Annotated in this window: 9 protein-coding genes; 5 read left to right on the top strand and 4 right to left on the bottom strand. The window is 65.7% G+C overall.

The window, feature by feature from the left end:
- Positions 1-180: 180 nt before the first annotated feature.
- From L4X63_RS03840 to L4X63_RS03855, 4 genes are all read left to right on the top strand, one after another.
- A complete protein-coding gene (locus tag L4X63_RS03840; protein WP_284694453.1) occupies positions 181-5,034 on the top strand; it encodes a chemotaxis protein CheB in 4,854 nt (1,617 codons plus the stop codon).
- On the top strand, positions 5,031-8,000 hold the full coding sequence (locus L4X63_RS03845) for an ATP-binding protein (RefSeq protein WP_250677265.1): 2,970 nt from the start codon (positions 5,031-5,033) through the stop codon (positions 7,998-8,000). The genes L4X63_RS03840 and L4X63_RS03845 overlap by 4 nt, the downstream gene beginning before the upstream one ends.
- Positions 8,001-8,040: 40 nt before the next feature.
- Positions 8,041-8,778 carry an alpha/beta hydrolase family protein gene (locus L4X63_RS03850; RefSeq protein WP_250677266.1) on the top strand — a complete coding sequence of 246 codons (738 nt, stop codon included), beginning with the start codon at positions 8,041-8,043 and terminating at the stop codon, positions 8,776-8,778.
- A 263-nt stretch (positions 8,779-9,041) separates the two neighbouring features.
- Positions 9,042-11,633 carry a hybrid sensor histidine kinase/response regulator gene (locus L4X63_RS03855; protein WP_250677267.1) on the top strand — a complete coding sequence of 864 codons (2,592 nt, stop codon included), beginning with the start codon at positions 9,042-9,044 and terminating at the stop codon, positions 11,631-11,633.
- Between the two features lie 96 nt (positions 11,634-11,729).
- Here the strand turns inward: L4X63_RS03855 and L4X63_RS03860 are convergent, their stop codons facing one another.
- The 4 genes from L4X63_RS03860 to L4X63_RS03875 all read right to left on the bottom strand — a co-directional run bounded on the left by L4X63_RS03860 (position 11,730) and on the right by L4X63_RS03875 (position 17,552).
- Positions 11,730-13,829: a PAS domain-containing hybrid sensor histidine kinase/response regulator gene (locus tag L4X63_RS03860; protein WP_250677268.1), complete on the bottom strand. Its 2,100-nt coding sequence runs from the start codon at positions 13,827-13,829 to the stop codon at positions 11,730-11,732.
- A 259-nt stretch (positions 13,830-14,088) separates the two neighbouring features.
- Positions 14,089-16,362 (bottom strand): response regulator, encoded by a 2,274-nt coding sequence (locus L4X63_RS03865; protein ID WP_250677269.1) that lies wholly within the window; start codon positions 16,360-16,362, stop codon positions 14,089-14,091.
- Positions 16,352-17,227, bottom strand: coding sequence for an HDOD domain-containing protein (locus L4X63_RS03870; RefSeq protein WP_250677270.1), 876 nt, complete (start codon positions 17,225-17,227; stop codon positions 16,352-16,354). Before L4X63_RS03870 ends, L4X63_RS03865 begins: the two co-directional genes overlap by 11 nt.
- The gene (locus L4X63_RS03875) at positions 17,217-17,552 is read right to left on the bottom strand and encodes a hypothetical protein (RefSeq protein ID WP_250677271.1); all 336 of its coding nucleotides are present in this window, start codon (positions 17,550-17,552) and stop codon (positions 17,217-17,219) included. The genes L4X63_RS03870 and L4X63_RS03875 overlap by 11 nt, the downstream gene beginning before the upstream one ends.
- Before the next feature lie 303 nt (positions 17,553-17,855).
- Here L4X63_RS03875 and L4X63_RS03880 point away from each other — a divergent pair, with 303 nt between their 5' ends.
- Positions 17,856-18,644, top strand: a complete 789-nt coding sequence (locus L4X63_RS03880) for a substrate-binding periplasmic protein (protein WP_250677272.1) — start codon at positions 17,856-17,858, stop codon at positions 18,642-18,644.
- The last annotated feature ends 14 nt before the right edge of the window (positions 18,645-18,658 follow it).

Raw genomic sequence — 18,658 nt, forward strand, 5'->3', positions numbered from 1 at the left:
TGGATCAGCGAGATCCGATTTGCGCAGGGCTATCACGGGAGAAAGGACTAAAAGAGTCTTTTACTCCTAAGGATTTTTCGTTAGTTATCGGGTAATTTCCTTGATTTGTCGGGAGTAAATCTTATAATCCCCGCTGTTCCCGCTTTGGGCACGCCTTGCCCGCCACCACCCGGAGCCTCGATGACTTCCGATCAGCACCCTTCACCTCAAGCGTGCGCTCCGGCCACCGCAGACCGCCCTGAGCAGCCGCCTTGTCTCGTCGTCGCCATCGGTGCCTCCGAAGGAGGTTTGCCGGCACTCGAGCAATTCTTCGCCTCCATCCCCGACAATTGCCAACTCTCCTACGTCGTCATCATGCACATCCCGCCGGACGGCCCGTCCTTCCTGGCGGAGACGCTGGGCCGGCTCACCGCCATGACGGTGGTGACCGCCGAGAGCAGCATGGCGCTCAAGCCCGACAACGTCTACGTCATCCCCGCCGGGAGGTATCTCTCGGTCGCCAATGGGCTTCTTTGCCTGGAGACACCCGAGGGGACCCGCGAGGTGCGCCACCCCATCGACCGCTTCTTCGAGTCGATGGCAGCCGATCTCGGGGAGCGGGCGGTCGCCGTGGTGCTCTCCGGCTCCGGTCTCGATGGCGGAAGCGGCTCCCGCGCGGTCAAGGAGAGAGGCGGGGTCGTGCTGGTCCAGGACCCCACTTCGGCGATCAAGCCGTCCATGCCCCAAAACGCCATCGCCTCGGGGAACGCCGACTTCGTGCTGGCCGCCGAAGAGCTGCCGGTGCGGATCGCCGGCCTCGCCCGCGGCGCCTGTCCGCTCCCGTCCCAGGACTGCCACACCACCACCCTGGAGGACGAGCTCCAGGCCGTCTTCCGCATCGTCCGCGCCAGGACCGGCCACGACTTCAGCTCCTACAAGAGAAACACCGTCACCCGCCGGATCGAACGCCGGATGGCCATCAACGAGGTAGCCACCGTCAAAAAGTACCTCGACCTGCTGGAGAATAACGACGGCGAGGCCGAGGCGCTGGGGCAGGAGATCCTGATCGGGGTGACCAGGTTTTTCCGCGACGAAGAAGCCTTCGGCGTGCTGGCGAAGGAGATCATCCCGCGGCTCTTCGCGGGGCGGGACCCCGATGACCCGGTCCGCATCTGGCACGCCTGCTGCGCGACCGGAGAAGAGGTTTACTCCGCCGCGATGCTGATCCGCGAGTACCTGGACGAGCGAAAGCTCGACGCCAAGGTGCAGTTTTTCGCCACCGATCTCGACGAGACCGCCATCAGTGTGGCCAGAGCCGGGGTGTACGAGCGTGACGTCGCCGGCGAGGTGGGACAGGAGCGGATCGACCGCTTCTTCACGAGGATCAACGGCCGCTGGCAGGTCTCCAAGCGTCTCAGGGAGATGATCGTCTTCGCCCACCACAGCCTCATCAAGGATGCCCCCTTCTCCCGCATCGATCTCCTCGTCTGCCGGAACTTCCTCATTTACCTCAACCCCGACATGCAGAAGCGGCTCATATCGCTTTTCCACCTCGTGCTGAAGCCGGCCGCGGTCCTCTTCCTGGGAGCCTCGGAGACGGTGGGGACCGCCTCCGACCTCTTCCTCCCCATCGACAAGAAGTGGAAAATCTACGAGCGCCGGGAATGCGCCCGCCGCGACGAACAGGCCTTTCCCATCACCTCGGCGGTGCGCCGGGTGACGGGAGCGGCCAAGACGAGCAGGAGCAGCCGGGCTCCGCAGCAGGCGGCCGGGGAAACGGCCGACCGTCTGCTGGCCCAGCTTTACGCCCCCCCCACGGTGGTCGTGAACAGCCGGTACGACGTGGTGCACATCTGCGCCGGCGCCAACCGCTTCCTCGACCTTCCGGTAGGCGGCGCCACCCTGGAGCTTCTCAAGCTCGCCCGCGAGGAGCTGCGCCCCGCCCTGCGCGCCGCCATGTTCAAGAGCTTCAGCGAGAAGGCCCCGGTCACCTTCCGCGGCCTCAGGATGGCCGCAGGCGGCGAGGAAACGGCGGTCAACGTGCTGGTGAAGCCATTCTTGACCGCACTGGGCGAAGAGCTTGCGCTCGTGGTGTTCGAGCCGGCCCAGAGCTCCGCGCCGGTCGAAGCGGGGGGGGAGGAGAGAAGGCATCCGGACGACGAGACCTCGAGGGATCTCTTGGTCAGACAGCTCGAGGAGCAGCTCCGCGTCACCCACGAGCAGTTGCAGGCGACCACCGAGCAGCTGGAGAACTCGCGGGACGGATTCATGTCCGCCAACGAGGAGCTGATGTCGATCAACGAGGAGTTCCAGTCGGCCAACGAGGAGCTCCATTCCACCAACGAGGAGCTGGAAACTTCGAGGGAGGAGCTGCAGGCGCTCAACGAGGAGCTGGTCACCGTCAACGCCGAGCTGCAGGGGAAGGTGGAGGAGCTCGACCAGGCGAGCAGCGACATGGAAAACCTCCTCGCGAGCTCCGCAATCGCCACCCTCTTCCTCGACCGCGAGCTCAACATCAAGCGCTTCACCCCGGCCGCCGCCGAGATCTTCAACCTCATCCCCGCCGACATCGGCCGCCCCTTCCGCCACCTGGCCGGCACCATCGACTGGCATGGGCTCGCCGCCGATGCGGCCACCGTGCTGGCGACCTCGACCTCCATCGAGCGCGAGGTGGCCGCGGTGGCCAGCCGGCGCTCCTACCTGATGGGGGTCCTCCCCTACCGTACCGCGGACGGGGGGATCGACGGCATCGTGGTCACCCTGGTCGACATCACCGACCATAAGCGCCTGGAGGAGGAAACCGTTCACCTCGCCTCCTTCCCGGAGCTCAACCCGAACCCGGTGCTGGAGGCCGATCTTTCCGGCCAGGTCACTTTTGCCAACCCCGCCACCATCCGCATCCTGGAGGCTCTCGGGATGGGGGACGATTTCGCCCCCTTCGTGCCGGACGACCTCGCGGCCATCGTGGAACGCTGGGACCGCCTGGGAGACGCCGTCCACTACCGGGAGGTGACCCTCAAGGAACAGGTCTTCGGCGAGACCATCTTCCTCTCGCGGCAGTTCAACCTGGCCCGCATCTACGCCTTCGAGCTGACCGACCTCAAAAAGACCGAGGAGGCCATCCGGCGCGGCAAGGAGGAATGGGAGCGGACCTTCGACAGCGTACCCGACCTGATCGCCATCATGGACGGCCAGCACCGGATCGTGCGGGTCAACCGCGCCATGGCGCAGCGGCTCGGGACCTCCCCCAAGGAGTGCATCGGCCAGGTCTGCTACCGCTCCGTACACGGCACCGAGCATCCCCCCTGCGACTGTCCGCACACGCGCTCCCTGCTGGACGGACGAGAGCACCAGGGCGAGATCTACGAGGAGCGCCTGGGGGGACACTTCCTGGTCTCCACCACGCCGCTCTTCAACAAAGAAGGGGTGATGACCGGGACCGTCCACGTCGCCCGCGACATCACCGAACGGAAGAGAACCGAGGAGGCCCACGCCCGGCTGGCCGCCATCGTCGCCTCCTCCGACGACGCCATCATCGCCAAGGACCTCGACGGCACCATCCTGACCTGGAACGGCGGGGCCGAGAGGATGTTCGGTTACCGGGCCGGCGAGATGGTCGGCCGGCCCATTTCCCTGCTGATCCCCCGCGAGCTCCAGGTTGAGGAAGAGAGTATCCTGAAGCGCCTGCTGGCCGGGGAAGCGGTCGACCATTTCGAGTCGCGACGGCTGGCCCGGGACGGCCGGGCCATCGACGTGTCGCTCACCGTGTCGCCGGTGAAAAGCGCCGAGGGCAAGGTGATCGGGATCTCCAAGATCGCCCGAGACATAACCGGCCGCAGGCTCGACGAGGAGAAGATCCGCCTGCAGAGCGCGGTGGTGCGGGGAATCAACGAGATCTTCGAGGCCGCCCTGGCTGCGGTCTCGGAGGAGCGTCTGGGCGAGACCTGCCTGGCGGTGGCCGAAAAGATCACCGGCAGCCGCTTCGGTTTCGTCGGAGAGATCGGCATCGACGGCCTCTTGCACGACATCGCCATCAGCAACCCCGGCTGGGAAGCGTGCCGCATGCACGACCGGAACGGGATTCCCCGCCCCCCCGGGAACTTCCAGGTACACGGCATCTATGGCCGGGTGCTGAAGGACGGCAAGGGTTTCTTCACCAACCTCCCCAGCCAGCACCCCGACAGCATCGGACTCCCTCCCGGCCACCCCCCGCTGGAGGCCTTCCTCGGGGTCCCGCTGATCAACGACGGTGCGGTGGCCGGCATGATAGCCGTCGGCAACCGCCCGGGGGGATACCGGCAGGAGGAGCTGGACCTGCTCACCTCGATCGCCCCCGCCGTGATGGAGGCCTTTCTCCGGAAGCGGGCCGAAAAGGCGACGCAGGATCTGCTCGACCGCCAGAGAAAGCTCCTGGAAGCCTCCTTGATGATCTCCAGCCAGGCCGAGCTGGAAGGAGCCCTCAACGCGATCGCCGAGGCCGCCATCTCCCTTACCGGCGGGCGCTACTCGGTGGCCGGGCACGGCTACCTCGGGGGGAAGTTCGCCGCCGGGGGGAGTGCCCGGGCCGGAGATGCCGAGAGCTGCCCGCAGTGGAACCTCTTCGAGGTGGAGCGGGGGGGCGTCTATCTCGACCTGCTCGACAAGGCGGAGACGCTTAGGCTGACCGACGCGGAGATGCGGGCGCACCCGGCCTGGTGGGGGCTTCCGGCCGGGCACGTTCCGATGCGCGGCCTGCTCGCCGCAAGGCTCACCGACACCGCGGGGAGGCCGCGGGGGGTCATCCTGATCACCGACAAGGTTAACGGCTGCGATTTCACCGGGGAGGACGAAGCGACCCTCAAACAGCTCTCGGTCATCGGCTCGCTGGCCATCGAGCACTGCGAGGCCGCCGGCGAAGTGCTCGAGCGGGTCCACGAGCTGGAGCGCTTCAACGCGGCCTCGGTGGGCCGCGAGCTCCGGGTCATCCAGATAAAGAAGGAAGTGAACGAACTCTGCGGCCAGGCCGGCCTTCCGCCCCGCTACACGAAAGGGCTGGACGAGGAGGAAGAGAGTTGAGTGCGACCGCCCGCGACGATCGGATGAAGCCTCCCAAGGGGAACCCTATCACCCTCCCGGTCGGTTACCTGGTGGCCGTGGCGGCGACTGCGTTTACGGCCCTGCTCCGCTGGCTGCTCCCGTGGGCGCTCTCCCCCGCCCCCTACCTCGGCTTCTACCCGGCGGTGGTGATATCCGCCGCCCTGGGAGGGGTCGGCCCCGGACTCTTCTCCACCTTCGCCTCGCTCTTCCTGGTCAATTTCGTGTTCGGCAGCTTCGACATCCACGACTCCGGCTCCATGATGAGGCAGTTCATCTGGGTGGTGGCCAGCATCGGGGTGAGCCTGCTGGCCGGCATGCAGCGCGGCGCGCGCCTGAGCGAGCTGCGGCAGCGGGAGAGGCTCACCTCCCTCAACGCCGAGCTCTCCGGGAGCATGGAGCGGCTGGGCCTCGCCCTCGACGCCGCCAACGCCGGTTCCTGGGAGTGGGACGTGACCAGCGACAGCAACATCTGGTCGGAGGAGGTCTGGAAGCTCTACGGTCTGGAGCCGCACAGCGTGGAGCCCTCTTTCGAGGCATGGCTGAGTACGGTACACACCGAGGACCGGGAAGCGCTCTCTCAGGAGGTGACGGCCACCGCCAAGGAGCTCGGCAACCTTAACTTGGAGTGGCGGGTCGTCAGGCAGGATGGGGCCATACACTGGCTCATGGCCGTAGGGCGCCCCTCCTTCGAGGCGGACGGCACGTACGTCCGTTACCTGGGGATCGTGATCGACATCACCGAGCGCAAGGAAGCCGAGATCGCGCTGCGCAAGACCAAGGACCGCCTCGGCGCCCTTATCACGGCCAGCTCGGAGGTGATCTACGACATGAGCCCGGACTGGAGCGAGATGCGGCAGCTCATCGGGCAGGGCTTCATCCCCGACACCGACGCCCCCGACCGCGAGTGGCTCGGCAGGTACATCCCCCCGGGCGACCAGCCGCTGGTCTGCGCTGCCATCGACGAAGCCATCCGGACCAAGAGCATCTTCCAGCTGGAGCACCGGGTTGTCCTGGTGGACGGCACCGTCGGGTGGACCGTCTCTCGCGCGGTGCCGCTTCTGGACGCCGAGGGGGAGATCGTCGAGTGGTTCGGGACTGCCCGCGACGTCACCGAGCGCAAGCAGGCCATGGAAAGGCTGGCCGAGCGGAGCGCGCAGCTGGAGGAGCTCAACGCCAGCATGCGCCAGTCCAGGAGCGCCGCCCTCAGCATGATGGAGGATGCCGTCCTGGCCCAGCGCCGGGCCGAGGAGCTGGGCCGCGAGCAGGCGCGGACCGCCGCCCGGCTGAACCTCCTGGCCCAGGTGGCGGGGAACCTGCTGGCGAGCGCCTCCCCCCAGGAAATCGTGGAGGAGCTCTGCACCAAGGTCATGGAGTTCCTCGACTGCCACGTCTTCTTCAACTTCCTGGTGGACAAGCAGACCGACTGCCTCCGCCTGAACGCCTGCGCCGGGATCCCGGACGAGGAGCGGGACAGGATCGAGTGGCTCGACTATGGGGTGGCGGTCTGCGGCTGCGCCGCCCGCGACGCCTGCCGTATCGTCACCGAGGACATCCCCAACACCCCCGACCCGCGCACCGACCTCGTCAAGTCCTACGGGGTGCAGGCCTACGCCTGCCATCCCCTGATTGCCCACGGAGAGCTCCTCGGGACCCTTTCCTTCGGCACCCGCAACCGCGCCCATTTCTCCACCGAAGACCTGGCGATGATGAAAGCGGTGACCGACCAGGTCGCCATCGCCATGGAGCGCAAGCAAGGGGAGAGCGATCTTCTCAAGGCCAAGGAGCTGGCGGACTCGGCCACCCGCGCCAAGAGCCAGTTCCTCGCCAACATGAGCCACGAGCTCAGGACGCCGATGACCGGGGTTATCGGGATGCTCGACCTCGTGCTGATGGAAGAGCTGACCGCCGAGCAGCAGGAGTACGTCGTCACCGCGCACCGGGCGGCGCACTCCCTGGTCCGCATCCTCAACGACATCCTCGACATGACCAAGATCGAAGCGGGCAAGCTGGTCATCGAGGAGCGCCCCTTTTCGCTGCGGACCTGCGTCAAGGACACCTTCGACATCCTCCTTCCCGCCGCCCGCGGCAAGGGGCTCCAGCTCGAGACGCGGGTTGCCGACGACCTGCCGGACGATCTGAGCGGCGACCATACCAGGATCAGCCAGGTGCTGACCAACCTGGCCGGGAACGCGGTGAAGTTCACCGAAAGAGGGAAGGTGACCCTCGAGATCAGCGGCGGGGAAGGGAGCGCCGCCGGGAGGCGGCTGGTGGTCTTTAGGGTGACCGACACCGGCATCGGTATCCCCGAGGAGAAGAGGAACCTCCTCTTCCGCGAGTTCAGCCAGCTCGACGAATCGCACAGCCGCCGTCACGGCGGCACCGGGCTCGGGCTCGCCATCAGCAAAGAGATCGTCGAGCGGATGGGGGGGAGCATCACCCTCGCCAGCGAGCCGGGCAAAGGGAGCAGCTTCACCTTCAGCATCCCGCTCGCGGAGGCTGCCGGGAAGCCCGCCGCCGCGGCACCGGTTGCCACCCCGGCCGATTCCCTGGCCAGCGAGGCCGCGGAACCGGTCCGGCTTCTCCTCGCCGAGGACGATCCCATCATCAGCAAGACGCTTTTGAGGATGCTCGCCATCTACAAGTACGAGGTCGACCTGGCGGAAAACGGGCGGCAGGCGGTAGACAGGTGGGAGTCGGCCGAATACGACCTGATCCTGATGGACGTGCAGATGCCCGGCCTCAACGGCTTCGAGGCGACCGGGCTGATCCGCCAGAAGGAGGCGGAGCGCGGGGGGCGCATCCCGATCATCGCCATGACGGCTCACGCGCTGAAGGAGGACCACGAGCGCTGCCTCGCCGCCGGGATGGATGCCCACATCGCCAAGCCGATCGATTTCAAGGCCACGCTGCAGATGATCAAGGAGATGGTGCGGGGAAGGGCGTAACAGGGCGTAGGCAACTGGTAGGGAAGAATCCGGAGCCTGCATGAAACGATTACTGATTATCGCCGCCTTCGCCATCGTCCTCTTCCTCGTCGGTTGTGCGGTATTCCAGCGGAAGCTTCTCTACTACCCGACCCACCACGGCCGCGGGGAAGGGTTGTCGCCCTGGAAGTACCAGGGGAAGACGATCGGGTTCGCGCGGGAGGTGGCGGCACCGCACAACGTCTGGCTGATGCTCCACGGCAACGCGGGAGAGGCGGGCGACCGGCAGTATGCCCTGGACTCCTTTTCCAAAGACGATTCCGTTTATATCCTCGAGTATCCAGGCTACGGCGGCCGGCCGGGAGCCCCCTCCCTCTCCTCGATCAACCGGGCGGCCGCGGAAGGGTATCGGCTCCTCCGCTCGAAGTTCCCGGCCACCCCGGTCTGCGTGGCGGGCGAATCGCTCGGGACCGGCCCGGCCTCGACGCTGGCCATGCTCCCCCATCCCCCGGACAAGATCGTCCTCATCACCCCCTTCGACGTGCTCGCCCACGTGGCGTCCTACCACTTCCCGTACCTCCCCGCCCGGCTGCTGTTGCTCGATAACTGGAACAACGCGAAGGCGCTCCACAAGTTTCCCGGAAGGGTCGAGATCTTCGCCGCCCACGACGACTCGGTCATTCCCCCGCGGTTCGCCAGGGCCCTCGCCGCGGCACATCCCTCGATCGTCTTCCACGAGATCCCCGGCGACCACAACGATTGGTCGCGCGGATCGAAGGTCAGTATCAGGAACCCCTGAAGGAAGGAGGGAGGCTACCGTAGGATAAAGAGGGTAGGCATTGCCGGACCCGGGTTCTGGATTACGGCAGCGCGGACAGTCATTGCTCCCGGGCCTCTGACAGAGAGCGGTGCAGGTTCCCTTCCTTTTCTTGTCGTTAATTGCCGGTTGCTACAGAGTTTAGTTTTCAAATATAGTAATGATCGGCGGTGGAGACTTTCGCGCTCCTTCCCTACCTTGGCCGCCTCCGGGCCGGCCAGGGCTGCCCCTCACGGAGCCATGATATGCCCGATAACTCCGGCAACCGCACAGACCATGTACCGGCCAGCGATCGCTGGCAGCTTACGGATCTTTCCCCCACCGTCTCCCACCGTCGCGCCCTCACCCTGACCGTCATCGCCTTCCTGTTGGCTAACCTCTGCTTCGACGCCCTCCTTTTCTGGAAAGTCGCCCGCAGCAGGGAGCGCTACGAACGGGAGTCGGAGATCCAGGTCACCAACCTGTCCAAGGCCCTGGAACAAAACGTTTACACCCTGATCCGGGAGGTTGACCTGACGCTGCAGACGGTCGCCGACGCCTGGCAGAAAGAGGCCTCCTCCCGGCAAGCGGTCGACGGCAGCTTCCAATCCTTCATGGACCGCCAGTCCGGCCGGCTTCCCACCATCCTCGGCCTGCGGATGGCCAACCGGGAAGGGAGGGTGGTCTTTTCCACCGGGGCGGTGGCGGCCCCCAACGCCTACATCGGCGACCGCGACCACTTCGTGAAGGTGCGGGAGCGGGAAAACCCGGGGCTGGTGATCGGGAAACCGGTGCTCGGGCGGGTGTCCCACCAATGGGTACTGCCGATTTCACGCCGGCTCTCCTACCCCGACGGCAGCTTCGGCGGCGAGGTCCACGCCTCGATCTCGCTCGCGACCTTCAGCAAGATGTTTTCCTCCCTCAACCTCGGGCCCCGCGGCGTGGTCAGCATGTGGAACGAGACCACCACCCTCGCCCGCCACCCCGAAAAGGTCAACGGACGGAGCGCCATCGGGACCAGCAACCCGTCGCGCCAGCTCAAGGTGCTGCTCGGCCGCGCGGCCAACGCGGCCCTCTACCGGGCCACCGCCCCCACCGACGGCGTCCGCAAGACCTACTTCCTCAACAAGGTCGGAAACTTCCCGCTGTGGGTCATCGTCGGCCTGGCCGAGGCTGATTACCTCGCTCCCTGGCACCGCGAGATCAGGGAGACCGAGCTGATCGCCGCCCTGTTCGCCGCCTTCTCTCTGGTCAGCGCCTGGCAGCTCTACCGCTACTGGAAGTTCAGCAGGCGGCGTTTGAGCGAGATCGTGGTCCGGGAGACCGAGGAGCAGCTGCAGTCGGCCCGCAAGCTCGCCCGTATCGGCAGCTGGATCAAGGATCTCCGCAGCGGGACCTACATCTGGTCGGACGAGGTCTACCGGATCTCCGGTGTCGACCCCTCCGCCGCCTCCCCCGCTGAAAACCTCCTGATGGCGGTCGCCCACCCCGACGACCGCCAATCCCTCGCCACCTCCTTCGAGCTTGCCGCCCAGAGCGCCTTTCCCCAGGCGCTGCAGTTCCGCATCGCCCGGCAGGACGGCACCGTCCGCTGGCTCCACCTGGAGGGGAAACTGGAGTCTTCCCCCGCCGGGACGCCGGAGAGGGTGGTCGGTTTCATCCACGACATCACGGAAAACAAGAAGGGAGAGGAGGAACGTCTCAACCTGGAGCGGCAGGTGCTGCATTCGCAGAAGCTGGAGAGTCTCGGAGTGCTGGCGGGGGGGATCGCCCACGACTTCAACAACATCCTGACCGCCATCGTCGGCAACGCCGACCTGGCCCTGGGACGGACCGAGGAGCAGTCGCCGGTGGCGGAAAACCTGAGGCGGATCATCAGCGCCGCCACCAGGGCCGCCGATCTCGCCAAGCAGATGCTGGCCTATTCGGGGAAGGGAAGCTTCCGGATCGAGCATGTGCGGGTAAACGCCATCCTCGTCGAAATGCAGCACCTCCTCGAGGTCTCCATCTCCAAGAAGGCGCGGCTCCAGCTCGAGTTGGCCCTCGATGTGCCGGCGGTGGAGGCGGACCCTACCCAGCTGCGGCAGATCATCCTCAACCTGGTGATCAACGCCTCCGAGGCGATCGGGGATGCCGGGGGCAGCATCCGGGTGACGACCGAATACCGCCACTGCGGCAGGAGCTTCCTGGACGGCTTTCAAAACGATGGAGAGCTCGAGGAGGGGTGTTACGTCCTGTTGGAGGTGGCCGATGACGGTTGCGGGATGCCTCGGGAGGTCCAGGCGAGGATCTTCGACCCCTTCTTCAGCACCAAGTTCACCGGCCGCGGGTTGGGAATGGCTGCCGTGCTGGGGATAATCCGCAGCCACCGCGGGGCCATCAAGGTCGAGAGCGAGCAGGGGTGCGGGACCACCTTCACCATCCTGCTGCCGGCCACCGGGAAACCGGTCGAGGAGGAGAGCCGCAGCACCCGGGAACACCGTCTCCTGCAGGGGAAGGTGCTGCTGGTCGACGACGAGGAGGAGGTCCGCCTGACGGGGGCGGAACTGTTACGGGAGCTCGGCTTTACGGTGATCACCGGGGCCGACGGGGTGGAAGCGGTCGGGCTGGTGCAGGAGAGCCCGGACCTTTTGCTGGTGCTCCTCGATCTGACCATGCCCAACCTCGACGGGGAGCAGTGCTTCAACCGGATCCGGGAGATCGCCCCGGACCTGCCGGTGGTCATCTGCAGCGGCTACCACGAGTCCGAGATCGCCGGGAAGTTCAAGGGGAAGGGGCTGGCGGCCTTCCTGCAGAAGCCGTACAAGTTTTCCGACCTCAAAGAGGTGCTGGGGAAAGTCCTCACCCAGGAGGGGTAATGGGTGCCTGAGCCCGTTGCCGCAGGCACGCCACTCCCGTTATACCCTCGCCCCCATGAGGGAGAGGGTGGCCGAAGGCCGGGCGAGGGCAGGTTCTTACCGCAGCCACTTGCGTACCTCGGCCAGCAGGGCCTGGGGGGGGAGGGGCTTGTGCAGGAAGGTTCCGTTGCCGGCCAGCGCCTCTGCCACGGGGAGGTTGTCCGTGTTGCAGCCGCTCATGAAGACCGCCTTCAGCTCCGGCCGGATCGCCTGCATCTGGCGGAAGGCTTCCATGCCGTTCATCCCGGGCATGACCACGTCAGACACGAGGAGATCGATGGCTCCGTTGTTGCGGATGAACTGGGCCACCGCGTCCTTGCCGTGGTTGGCGGCGATGACCCGATACCCGGAACGGGTCAGCACCTGCGAAAGAAGGAACCTGATCTGGTCGTCGTCCTCGGCCAGGAGGATGGTCTCGGTCCCGGTGGCCCAGTCGCCCGGGCGAGGGAGCGCCGTCTCCGCCGCTGCGGCCTTGACCAGCGGGAGATAGATCCTGAAGGTGGTCCCCATCCGCGGCCGCGAGACGCAGCAGATGTACCCGTTGTGCTGTTTCACGATGCCGTACACCATGGAAAGCCCGAGCCCGGTCCCCTTGCCGACCGCCTTGGTGGTGAAAAACGGTTCGAAGACCCGCTGGGCGACCGATTCCTCCATGCCGGTGCCGGTGTCCGTGCAGGTGATCAGCGCGTACCTGCCGGGCGTGCCGAACCCGTTCTGGCTTACGAAAGCGTCGTCGATGGTAACGCTCTCGGTGCCGATGGTCACCGCCCCCGCCCCTTCGATGGCATCCTGGGCGTTGGAGATCAGGTTCATCAGCACCTGCTCGATCTGCCCAAGGTCCCCCATGACCGGGAGGCTGTGGCGGGCCAGGTCGCAGCTTACCACGATATCCCCCCGCACGAGTCGCTTGAGGAGCTCGCTGGCCTCGGCAATCACCTGGTTGAGGTCCACCGGCTTGAGCTCCAATTCCCTCTTGCGGCTGAAGGAGAGGAGCGAACGGGTGAGGGCTGCGGCCCGATCAGCCGCCTTCATGATCCCCTTGAGCTGGCTGGCCGCCTCGGTCCCCGGCTCCATGTGCTGGTCGAGCATGGCGCCGTAGCCGATGATGGCGGTCAGGATGTTGTTGAAATCGTGGGCCACTCCCCCGGCGAGGGTGCCGATCGCCTCCAGTTTCTGAGACTGCTGCAGCTGCTGCTCGAGCTTCTTCTGCTCCGTGATGTCACGGGCGTAATGGATCGACCCCTGGAGTTTCCCCTCCCGGTCGAAGAGCGGCGAGACCACCACCTCGAGGTGCAAGCCGAGCTCGGGAAGGTGAACCACCTCGGAGTGAGGCCGGGCGTCCTGCAGTAGTTTGGTGTGGGGGCAGAAATGCGGGTAAGGCCCCTTACCGTGGTAGCAGTGGTTGCAGAGGAGCTCCCCTCCGTGGGCCACGGTCTCGCCGATGAGGGCGGTCATCGCCTTGTTGGCCCTCACGATCTCGTGTTGGAGCCCGAGGATCATGACCGGGTCGACGATGGCGTCGAAGGTCCGCTCCCACTCCTCCCTGGCCGCCACCATCTCGCCTTCCGCTTTCTTGCGGGCGGTGATGTCCTCGAAAACCGCCACGAAGTGCTCCGGCTCGGGAGAGTACACGGAGATGGAGAGCCAGAGGCCGAACAGGGTGAGGTCGAACTCGAACGACTCGGGGGTCCCGGTAGACACTACCCTTCCGTAGGCGGCGATCAGCTCCGGATGAACCTTTACCAGCTCCGGGAAGAGCTCGCTGACCTTTTTCCCCACCACCTCGGGGGCCTTGAGGATGCGGCGGAAGGAATCGTTGACCGCCAGGTGGAGAAAGTCGGCCGGGTTGCCGTCGTCGTCGTAGATCATCCGGCAGAAGGCGAAACCACCCGGCATGTTGGCGAAGAGGGCGCGGTACCGCTCCTCGCTCATCCGGTTGCGGTCCATCTCCTTGACCGCCACCTCGCGCAGGGGATGGATGATGGCGGACCAGATGAAAGGGGCCGCCAAGGCCGGGAGAAGGAGCGCGTCCAGGATAACTTTGGGAAAGAAATCGGGAACGATGGGGATGAGGAGATACATGATGCCCGCTTCGATCATCGCCATCACGACGAGGAGACGGACAAAAACCTGGTATGGCCGGTTGAGGACTTCCATGGGAACCTCTGCTTTCTCACCCTGCGGCCGCCTCTTCTTAAGTGTCCCGCAAAGGGGCAGCCTCGCGCAGAGCTGCCTTTATTCAAGCAGATTGCTTGCCAATTTCTTTAAGCCAGGGATTCCAGGGGTTAGCATCGGACCAGAAGGAAGAGGGTGTCCCGGATAGGGACAGGTGTTCCGGATGGGGACAGTGGGGCGGCGAGCAGGGGGCAGGGGTTCGGCGGGGCATGCGGGTCCCGGCGTGGGATGGGGGAAGAGGCTACGGCACCAAGGAGGCGACCGCACTCCGGAAGCTTTCGAAGGCCCGGGCCAGTTGGCGCTGGAGGGAGGGGACGTCGGCAAGCTCTCCCGCCGCCGCCAAGGCCTCGATGCGGCCGGACAGTTCCTGCATGGTGGCGGCCCCGAGGTTGGCGGCGCTTCCGCGCACCGTGTGGGAGCGGTACCTCACCTGGGAGCTGTCCCCCTCGGCGATGGCCGCCTCCAGGGCACCGAGGTGCTCGGCCACGCTCGAGATGAACATCCCGATCAGCTGGCAGGCCAGCTCCTCCTCGCCGCCGAGCCTCTCCACGAAGGCGGCGTAATCGAAATCGGTCGGGGAAGGAGCACCGGTCCCGGGTGCCGCCGCCGAGGCGTTCACGATCCGCGGCTCTCCTTCGCCGCTCTCCGCGAAACCGGCCACCGCACCGATCACCTCCCAGAGATCCTCCTCCCGCACCGGCTTGGAGACGTAGCTGTCCATGCCGGCTGCCCGGCAGGCGGCGGCGTCTTCCTTCATCGCGTTGGCGGTCATGGCGCAGATGTGGGACTGCCGCCCTACCCCGCCTTCCCTCGCGCGGATGACGCGGGTGGCTTCCAGGCCGTCCATCACCGGCATCTGCACGTCCATGAAGACGAGATCGAACGGCTCGTGCTCCCATTTCTCCACCGCCTCCCTCCCGTTGGAGGCCTCAACGACGGTGTGCTCGCCGCTCTTGGCGAGGAGCTTGGCGGTGATCAGCCGGTTGAGCGGGACGTCGTCCACCAGCAGCACCCGCAGCGGGCGCTTGGCGCGCACCCCGGTGGATCTCCCCGCTTCGGCCGGCTTGACAGCCGGGATCTCGGAGGCTTCGGGGATGGGCAGGGCGACCGTGAAAGAGAAGACACTCCCCTCTCCCGGTGTACTCTCGACTTCCATCTTCCCCCCCATCAGATCTACCAGCCCCTTGCTGATGGGGAGCCCGAGTCCGGTGCCGCCGTAGAGACGGGTGGTGGAGTTGTCGGCCTGCACGAACTTTTCGAAGATGGTGGCCAGCGATTCGGGGCTGATGCCGATGCCGGAATCGGCCACGGAGAAGCGGAGAGCGACGGCGGCACCGGGAGGGGCAAAATCCCCCCTGTCCCCCCTTCGCAAAGGGGGGGACGCTGCGCCGGATGAGGCGGCGGGGGCTACCAAAGGGGCGGTGGCGATGGGGGGGGGCGGTTCCAGGGCGCAGGCGAGGACGATGCTCCCTTTTTCGGTGAACTTCAGCGCGTTGCCGGTCAGGTTTCTCAGCACCTGCCCGATCCGCACCGGGTCTCCCGCCACCCACTGGGGAAGCCCGGACGAAAGCTCCAGCCGCACCTCCACCCCCTTCTCCCGCCCCCGGACCTCGAACGGCTGCAGGCAGCGCTCCAGAAACGGCGCCAGCTCGAAGGGGACCGACTCCAGGGTGATCTTGCCGGACTCCACCTTGGAGAGGTCGAGGATCTCGTTGATGATGCTCAGGAGATCGTCCGCCGAATCGATGAGCGACTTCAGGTAGTGGAGCTGCTCGCCGTCGAGGTTGGTGTCCATCAACAGCCGGGCCAGGCCGACGATCCCGTTCATCGGGGTGCGGATTTCGTGGCTCATGTTGGCCAGGAAGACGCTCTTGGCGGCAGTGGCCTCCTCTGCCTTGACGAGCGCCGCCTCCAGCTCGGTGGTCCGCTGCTGGACCTTGTGCTCCAGGTTCTGCATGTGCTCGCGGAGCATGTCGTAAAGCTCGGAGTTTTCCACCGCGTAGGCGGTGTTGATGAGTACGATGGAGAGGGCGTTGAGGGTCCAGAGCTCGGCGTTGAGGTGGCTGCCGGCCAGGAGGCCTACGAACATGCCGCGGATGCGGGAGTTGGTGGCCAGCACGTGGAGGACCAGGGTATCGTTGCCGTCCAGGGTGGGGACCACCAAGGGGTGGTTCTGGTTGAGCGCCCAGGCAAAGGTTCCGTCCGCGATCCTCGCGTCCACCTCGGCCCGGACCGTCCCCTCGTCCCCTCCCGGCTCGCAGACCGAGAGGGTGAAGAAGGCGTCCGGATCGACGCTGTACATGGCCATGGTGACGAAGGGGGCCAGGCGGCGCAACTGCCCGAAGACCGCCCTCATCACGAAGGAGGACTCCTGGCTCCGGTACATGTCGGACTGGAAGTCGGAACAGGCGGTCAAGACGTCCAGGGTCCTCAGGTAGTTGAGGTTCGCCTGTTCGAGGAAGTCCACCCGCTCCTTCAGGACATTGATCTTTTCCTGACGCTCGTTACCTGGCACCGGATTCTCCCCCGAAGAGGATTTTGATGATCTCCTCGAACATGGCGTCGACCTGTTTCACAAGAGTGGGGAGGAAGAAGCTCGAAATCTTCAGGCCGTCCCAGGTGGCCCCGTCGAGGGGGGGGACGAAGTGCTCGCCGCTGTTCCCTATCTGCATGGCGTGGGCGATGACGTCGGCCACATGCAAAACGGCGGTCTCGGCCGGGTAGTGGTGGGCGCCGCGGCAGGCGTGATGGAGGCCGACCGGCTCGGAGATGCTCGACGGGATCCTCCAGTGCTTCAACAGGCACCCCCCCACCTCGGCGTGGTCGAACCCCAGCCGGTGGCGTTCCGCACGGTAAAGGAGCTGCCCCGTGTGCTGGCACTGTTCCAAAAGTTCGCGGCAGATCTCCGGTATCCTCACGTACATGACGAGCCTCCCCACGTCGTGGAGGATGCCGGCCACGAAGAAGCGCTCCAGGTTGGCGGCCCGCTGCGAGGTGGCCAGGGCGCGCGCGGCAAGCCCGGTGGCGATCGAGTGCCGCCAGAACTGCTCCATGTTGACCAGGTCTTCCGGGATCCCCTTGAAGACGTCCATCACCGAGAGCGCCAGCGCCAGGTCGCGCACCTGGTCCACCCCGATGATGGTGATCGCCTTGGTGATGGTGTCGATCTTGGAGAAGTAGCCGAACAGCGGGCTGTTGGCGACCTTGAGGATGCGCGCGGTCAGCCCCTGGTCCTCGGATACGATCTTGCCGATGTCCCCGATCGAGCTCCGGGGGTGGCTGATCGTCTCGGAGAGCCGGGTGTAGAACATGGGGAGCGAATGGATGGTGGAGATGTCCTGGACCATGTACTCCACCGTCAGCTGGCGGTTACGCGACATGGCCGGTCTTCCTTTGGATGCAGACGCGCATCAGTTCCTTGATCGCCGGATGGGCGTGATCGTTGTGGACGAAGAGTGCCTCGATCTCCTGGCGGGCGGCGGAGGCCACCTCCGGGTCGCACTCCTCAAGCGGCTCGCCGTCCTCGAGCTCCTCCTCCTGCTCGCTGACGATCTCCGCCTCCATCACCCCCCACATGCGCAGGATGGAGAGATGCTTCTCCCCCAGCTCGGCGCCGGCGGGGAGGAGGATCCTGCCGCTGCGGTCGCAGACGTTTCCGCCGAGCACCATGCCGGGCTGTAGTTTGTCGATGGGAATGAAGGCCACGTGATCTCCGTTTCTAGCCGGTCGGTATTCTGCTCACCGTATCGGCAAGCGGAGGTGGAGCTTGAGGAGTTATTCCGGCACGGAGGGCTCTTCCCTCATTGCCGGACCGGGCTTGCAGACTCTGCGAGTGGCACGGCTCGCGCCGGGCAAGATTAAGCCCCATCCATAGTAAGAGAAAACCCTGTTCCGCAAACGGGTGCAATCACCCGATGATATAGTTATCTCTTCCTTATGTCTGTGAATCAGGGTGAAGATGCGGGGCCGTGACAGTATGGCCCGCCTGTAGAGGAGAAAAGAGGATCTATGAGAGGGAAGGCATGCGCGCTTCTCGCGGCCTTGATACTTTGTTCGCAGGTTTCCGCCGCCTCGCCTCCATCCACCTGCGGCACGCTTCGCTATTCCACCAATCCCCAGTATCCGCCCTACGATTGGGAGTCCGGGGCCGGGTTCGACGGGGCGAGCATCGAGCTGCTCCGGATGGCCGCCCCTCCCGGGGTACAGCTCACTCCGGTGGTGGTTCCCTGGAAGCGCGCCCTGTCGATGGCGGCCGGGGGGGAGATCGATCTCCTGGTCAGCCTGAGGATCACCCCGGAGCGGTCGCAGTACCTGGCCTTCACCAGCCACCGGGCCTTCCCCAACCCGATCGTCATCTTCGTCCGCAAGGACCGCTCCTTTCCCTACCGCCAATGGCAGGACCTCAAGGGGCGCCGGGGCGGGGTGAGCCTGGGAGACACCTTCGGGGCCGGGTTCGACAGCTATTGGCGCCGCGAACTGTCGGTGGAAGAGGCCCCGAGCATGCTGGAGAATTTCCGCAAGCTTGACGAGGGGCGGATCGACTATTTCGTCACCAGCCACTATCTCGGCGAGTCCTACGTCGCCAAGACGCCGATGAGGCACCCGGTCGTTCATCTCGATCCCCCCATATCCACCCTGGACATCCACTTCGGGTTCAGCAAGAAGTCCCCCTGCCTCTCCCAGCTCGATTACTTCAGCAGGCGCCTCGCCGAGCTCGACCGGAAGGGGGTCCCGGAGAGGCTTCTCAAGAAGCACCTCAAGAGGTACCTGATGCAGCCCGGCACCACCTTGAAGTAAGGACACCCGGCATC

The organism is Geomonas sp. Red32, assembly GCF_023652955.1.
Lineage (GTDB): Bacteria > Desulfobacterota > Desulfuromonadia > Geobacterales > Geobacteraceae > Geomonas.

Excerpts from the sequence above, each read along its gene's own strand:
- L4X63_RS03880 (WP_250677272.1), top strand. The coding sequence starts at position 17,856 with ATGAGAGGGAAGGCATGCGCGCTTCTCGCGGCCTTGATACTTTGTTCG.
- L4X63_RS03860 (WP_250677268.1), bottom strand. The coding sequence starts at position 13,829 with ATGGAAGTCCTCAACCGGCCATACCAGGTTTTTGTCCGTCTCCTCGTC.
- L4X63_RS03855 (WP_250677267.1), top strand. The coding sequence starts at position 9,042 with ATGCCCGATAACTCCGGCAACCGCACAGACCATGTACCGGCCAGCGAT.
- L4X63_RS03850 (WP_250677266.1), top strand. The coding sequence starts at position 8,041 with ATGAAACGATTACTGATTATCGCCGCCTTCGCCATCGTCCTCTTCCTC.
- L4X63_RS03870 (WP_250677270.1), bottom strand. The coding sequence starts at position 17,227 with ATGTCGCGTAACCGCCAGCTGACGGTGGAGTACATGGTCCAGGACATC.
- L4X63_RS03840 (WP_284694453.1), top strand. The coding sequence starts at position 181 with ATGACTTCCGATCAGCACCCTTCACCTCAAGCGTGCGCTCCGGCCACC.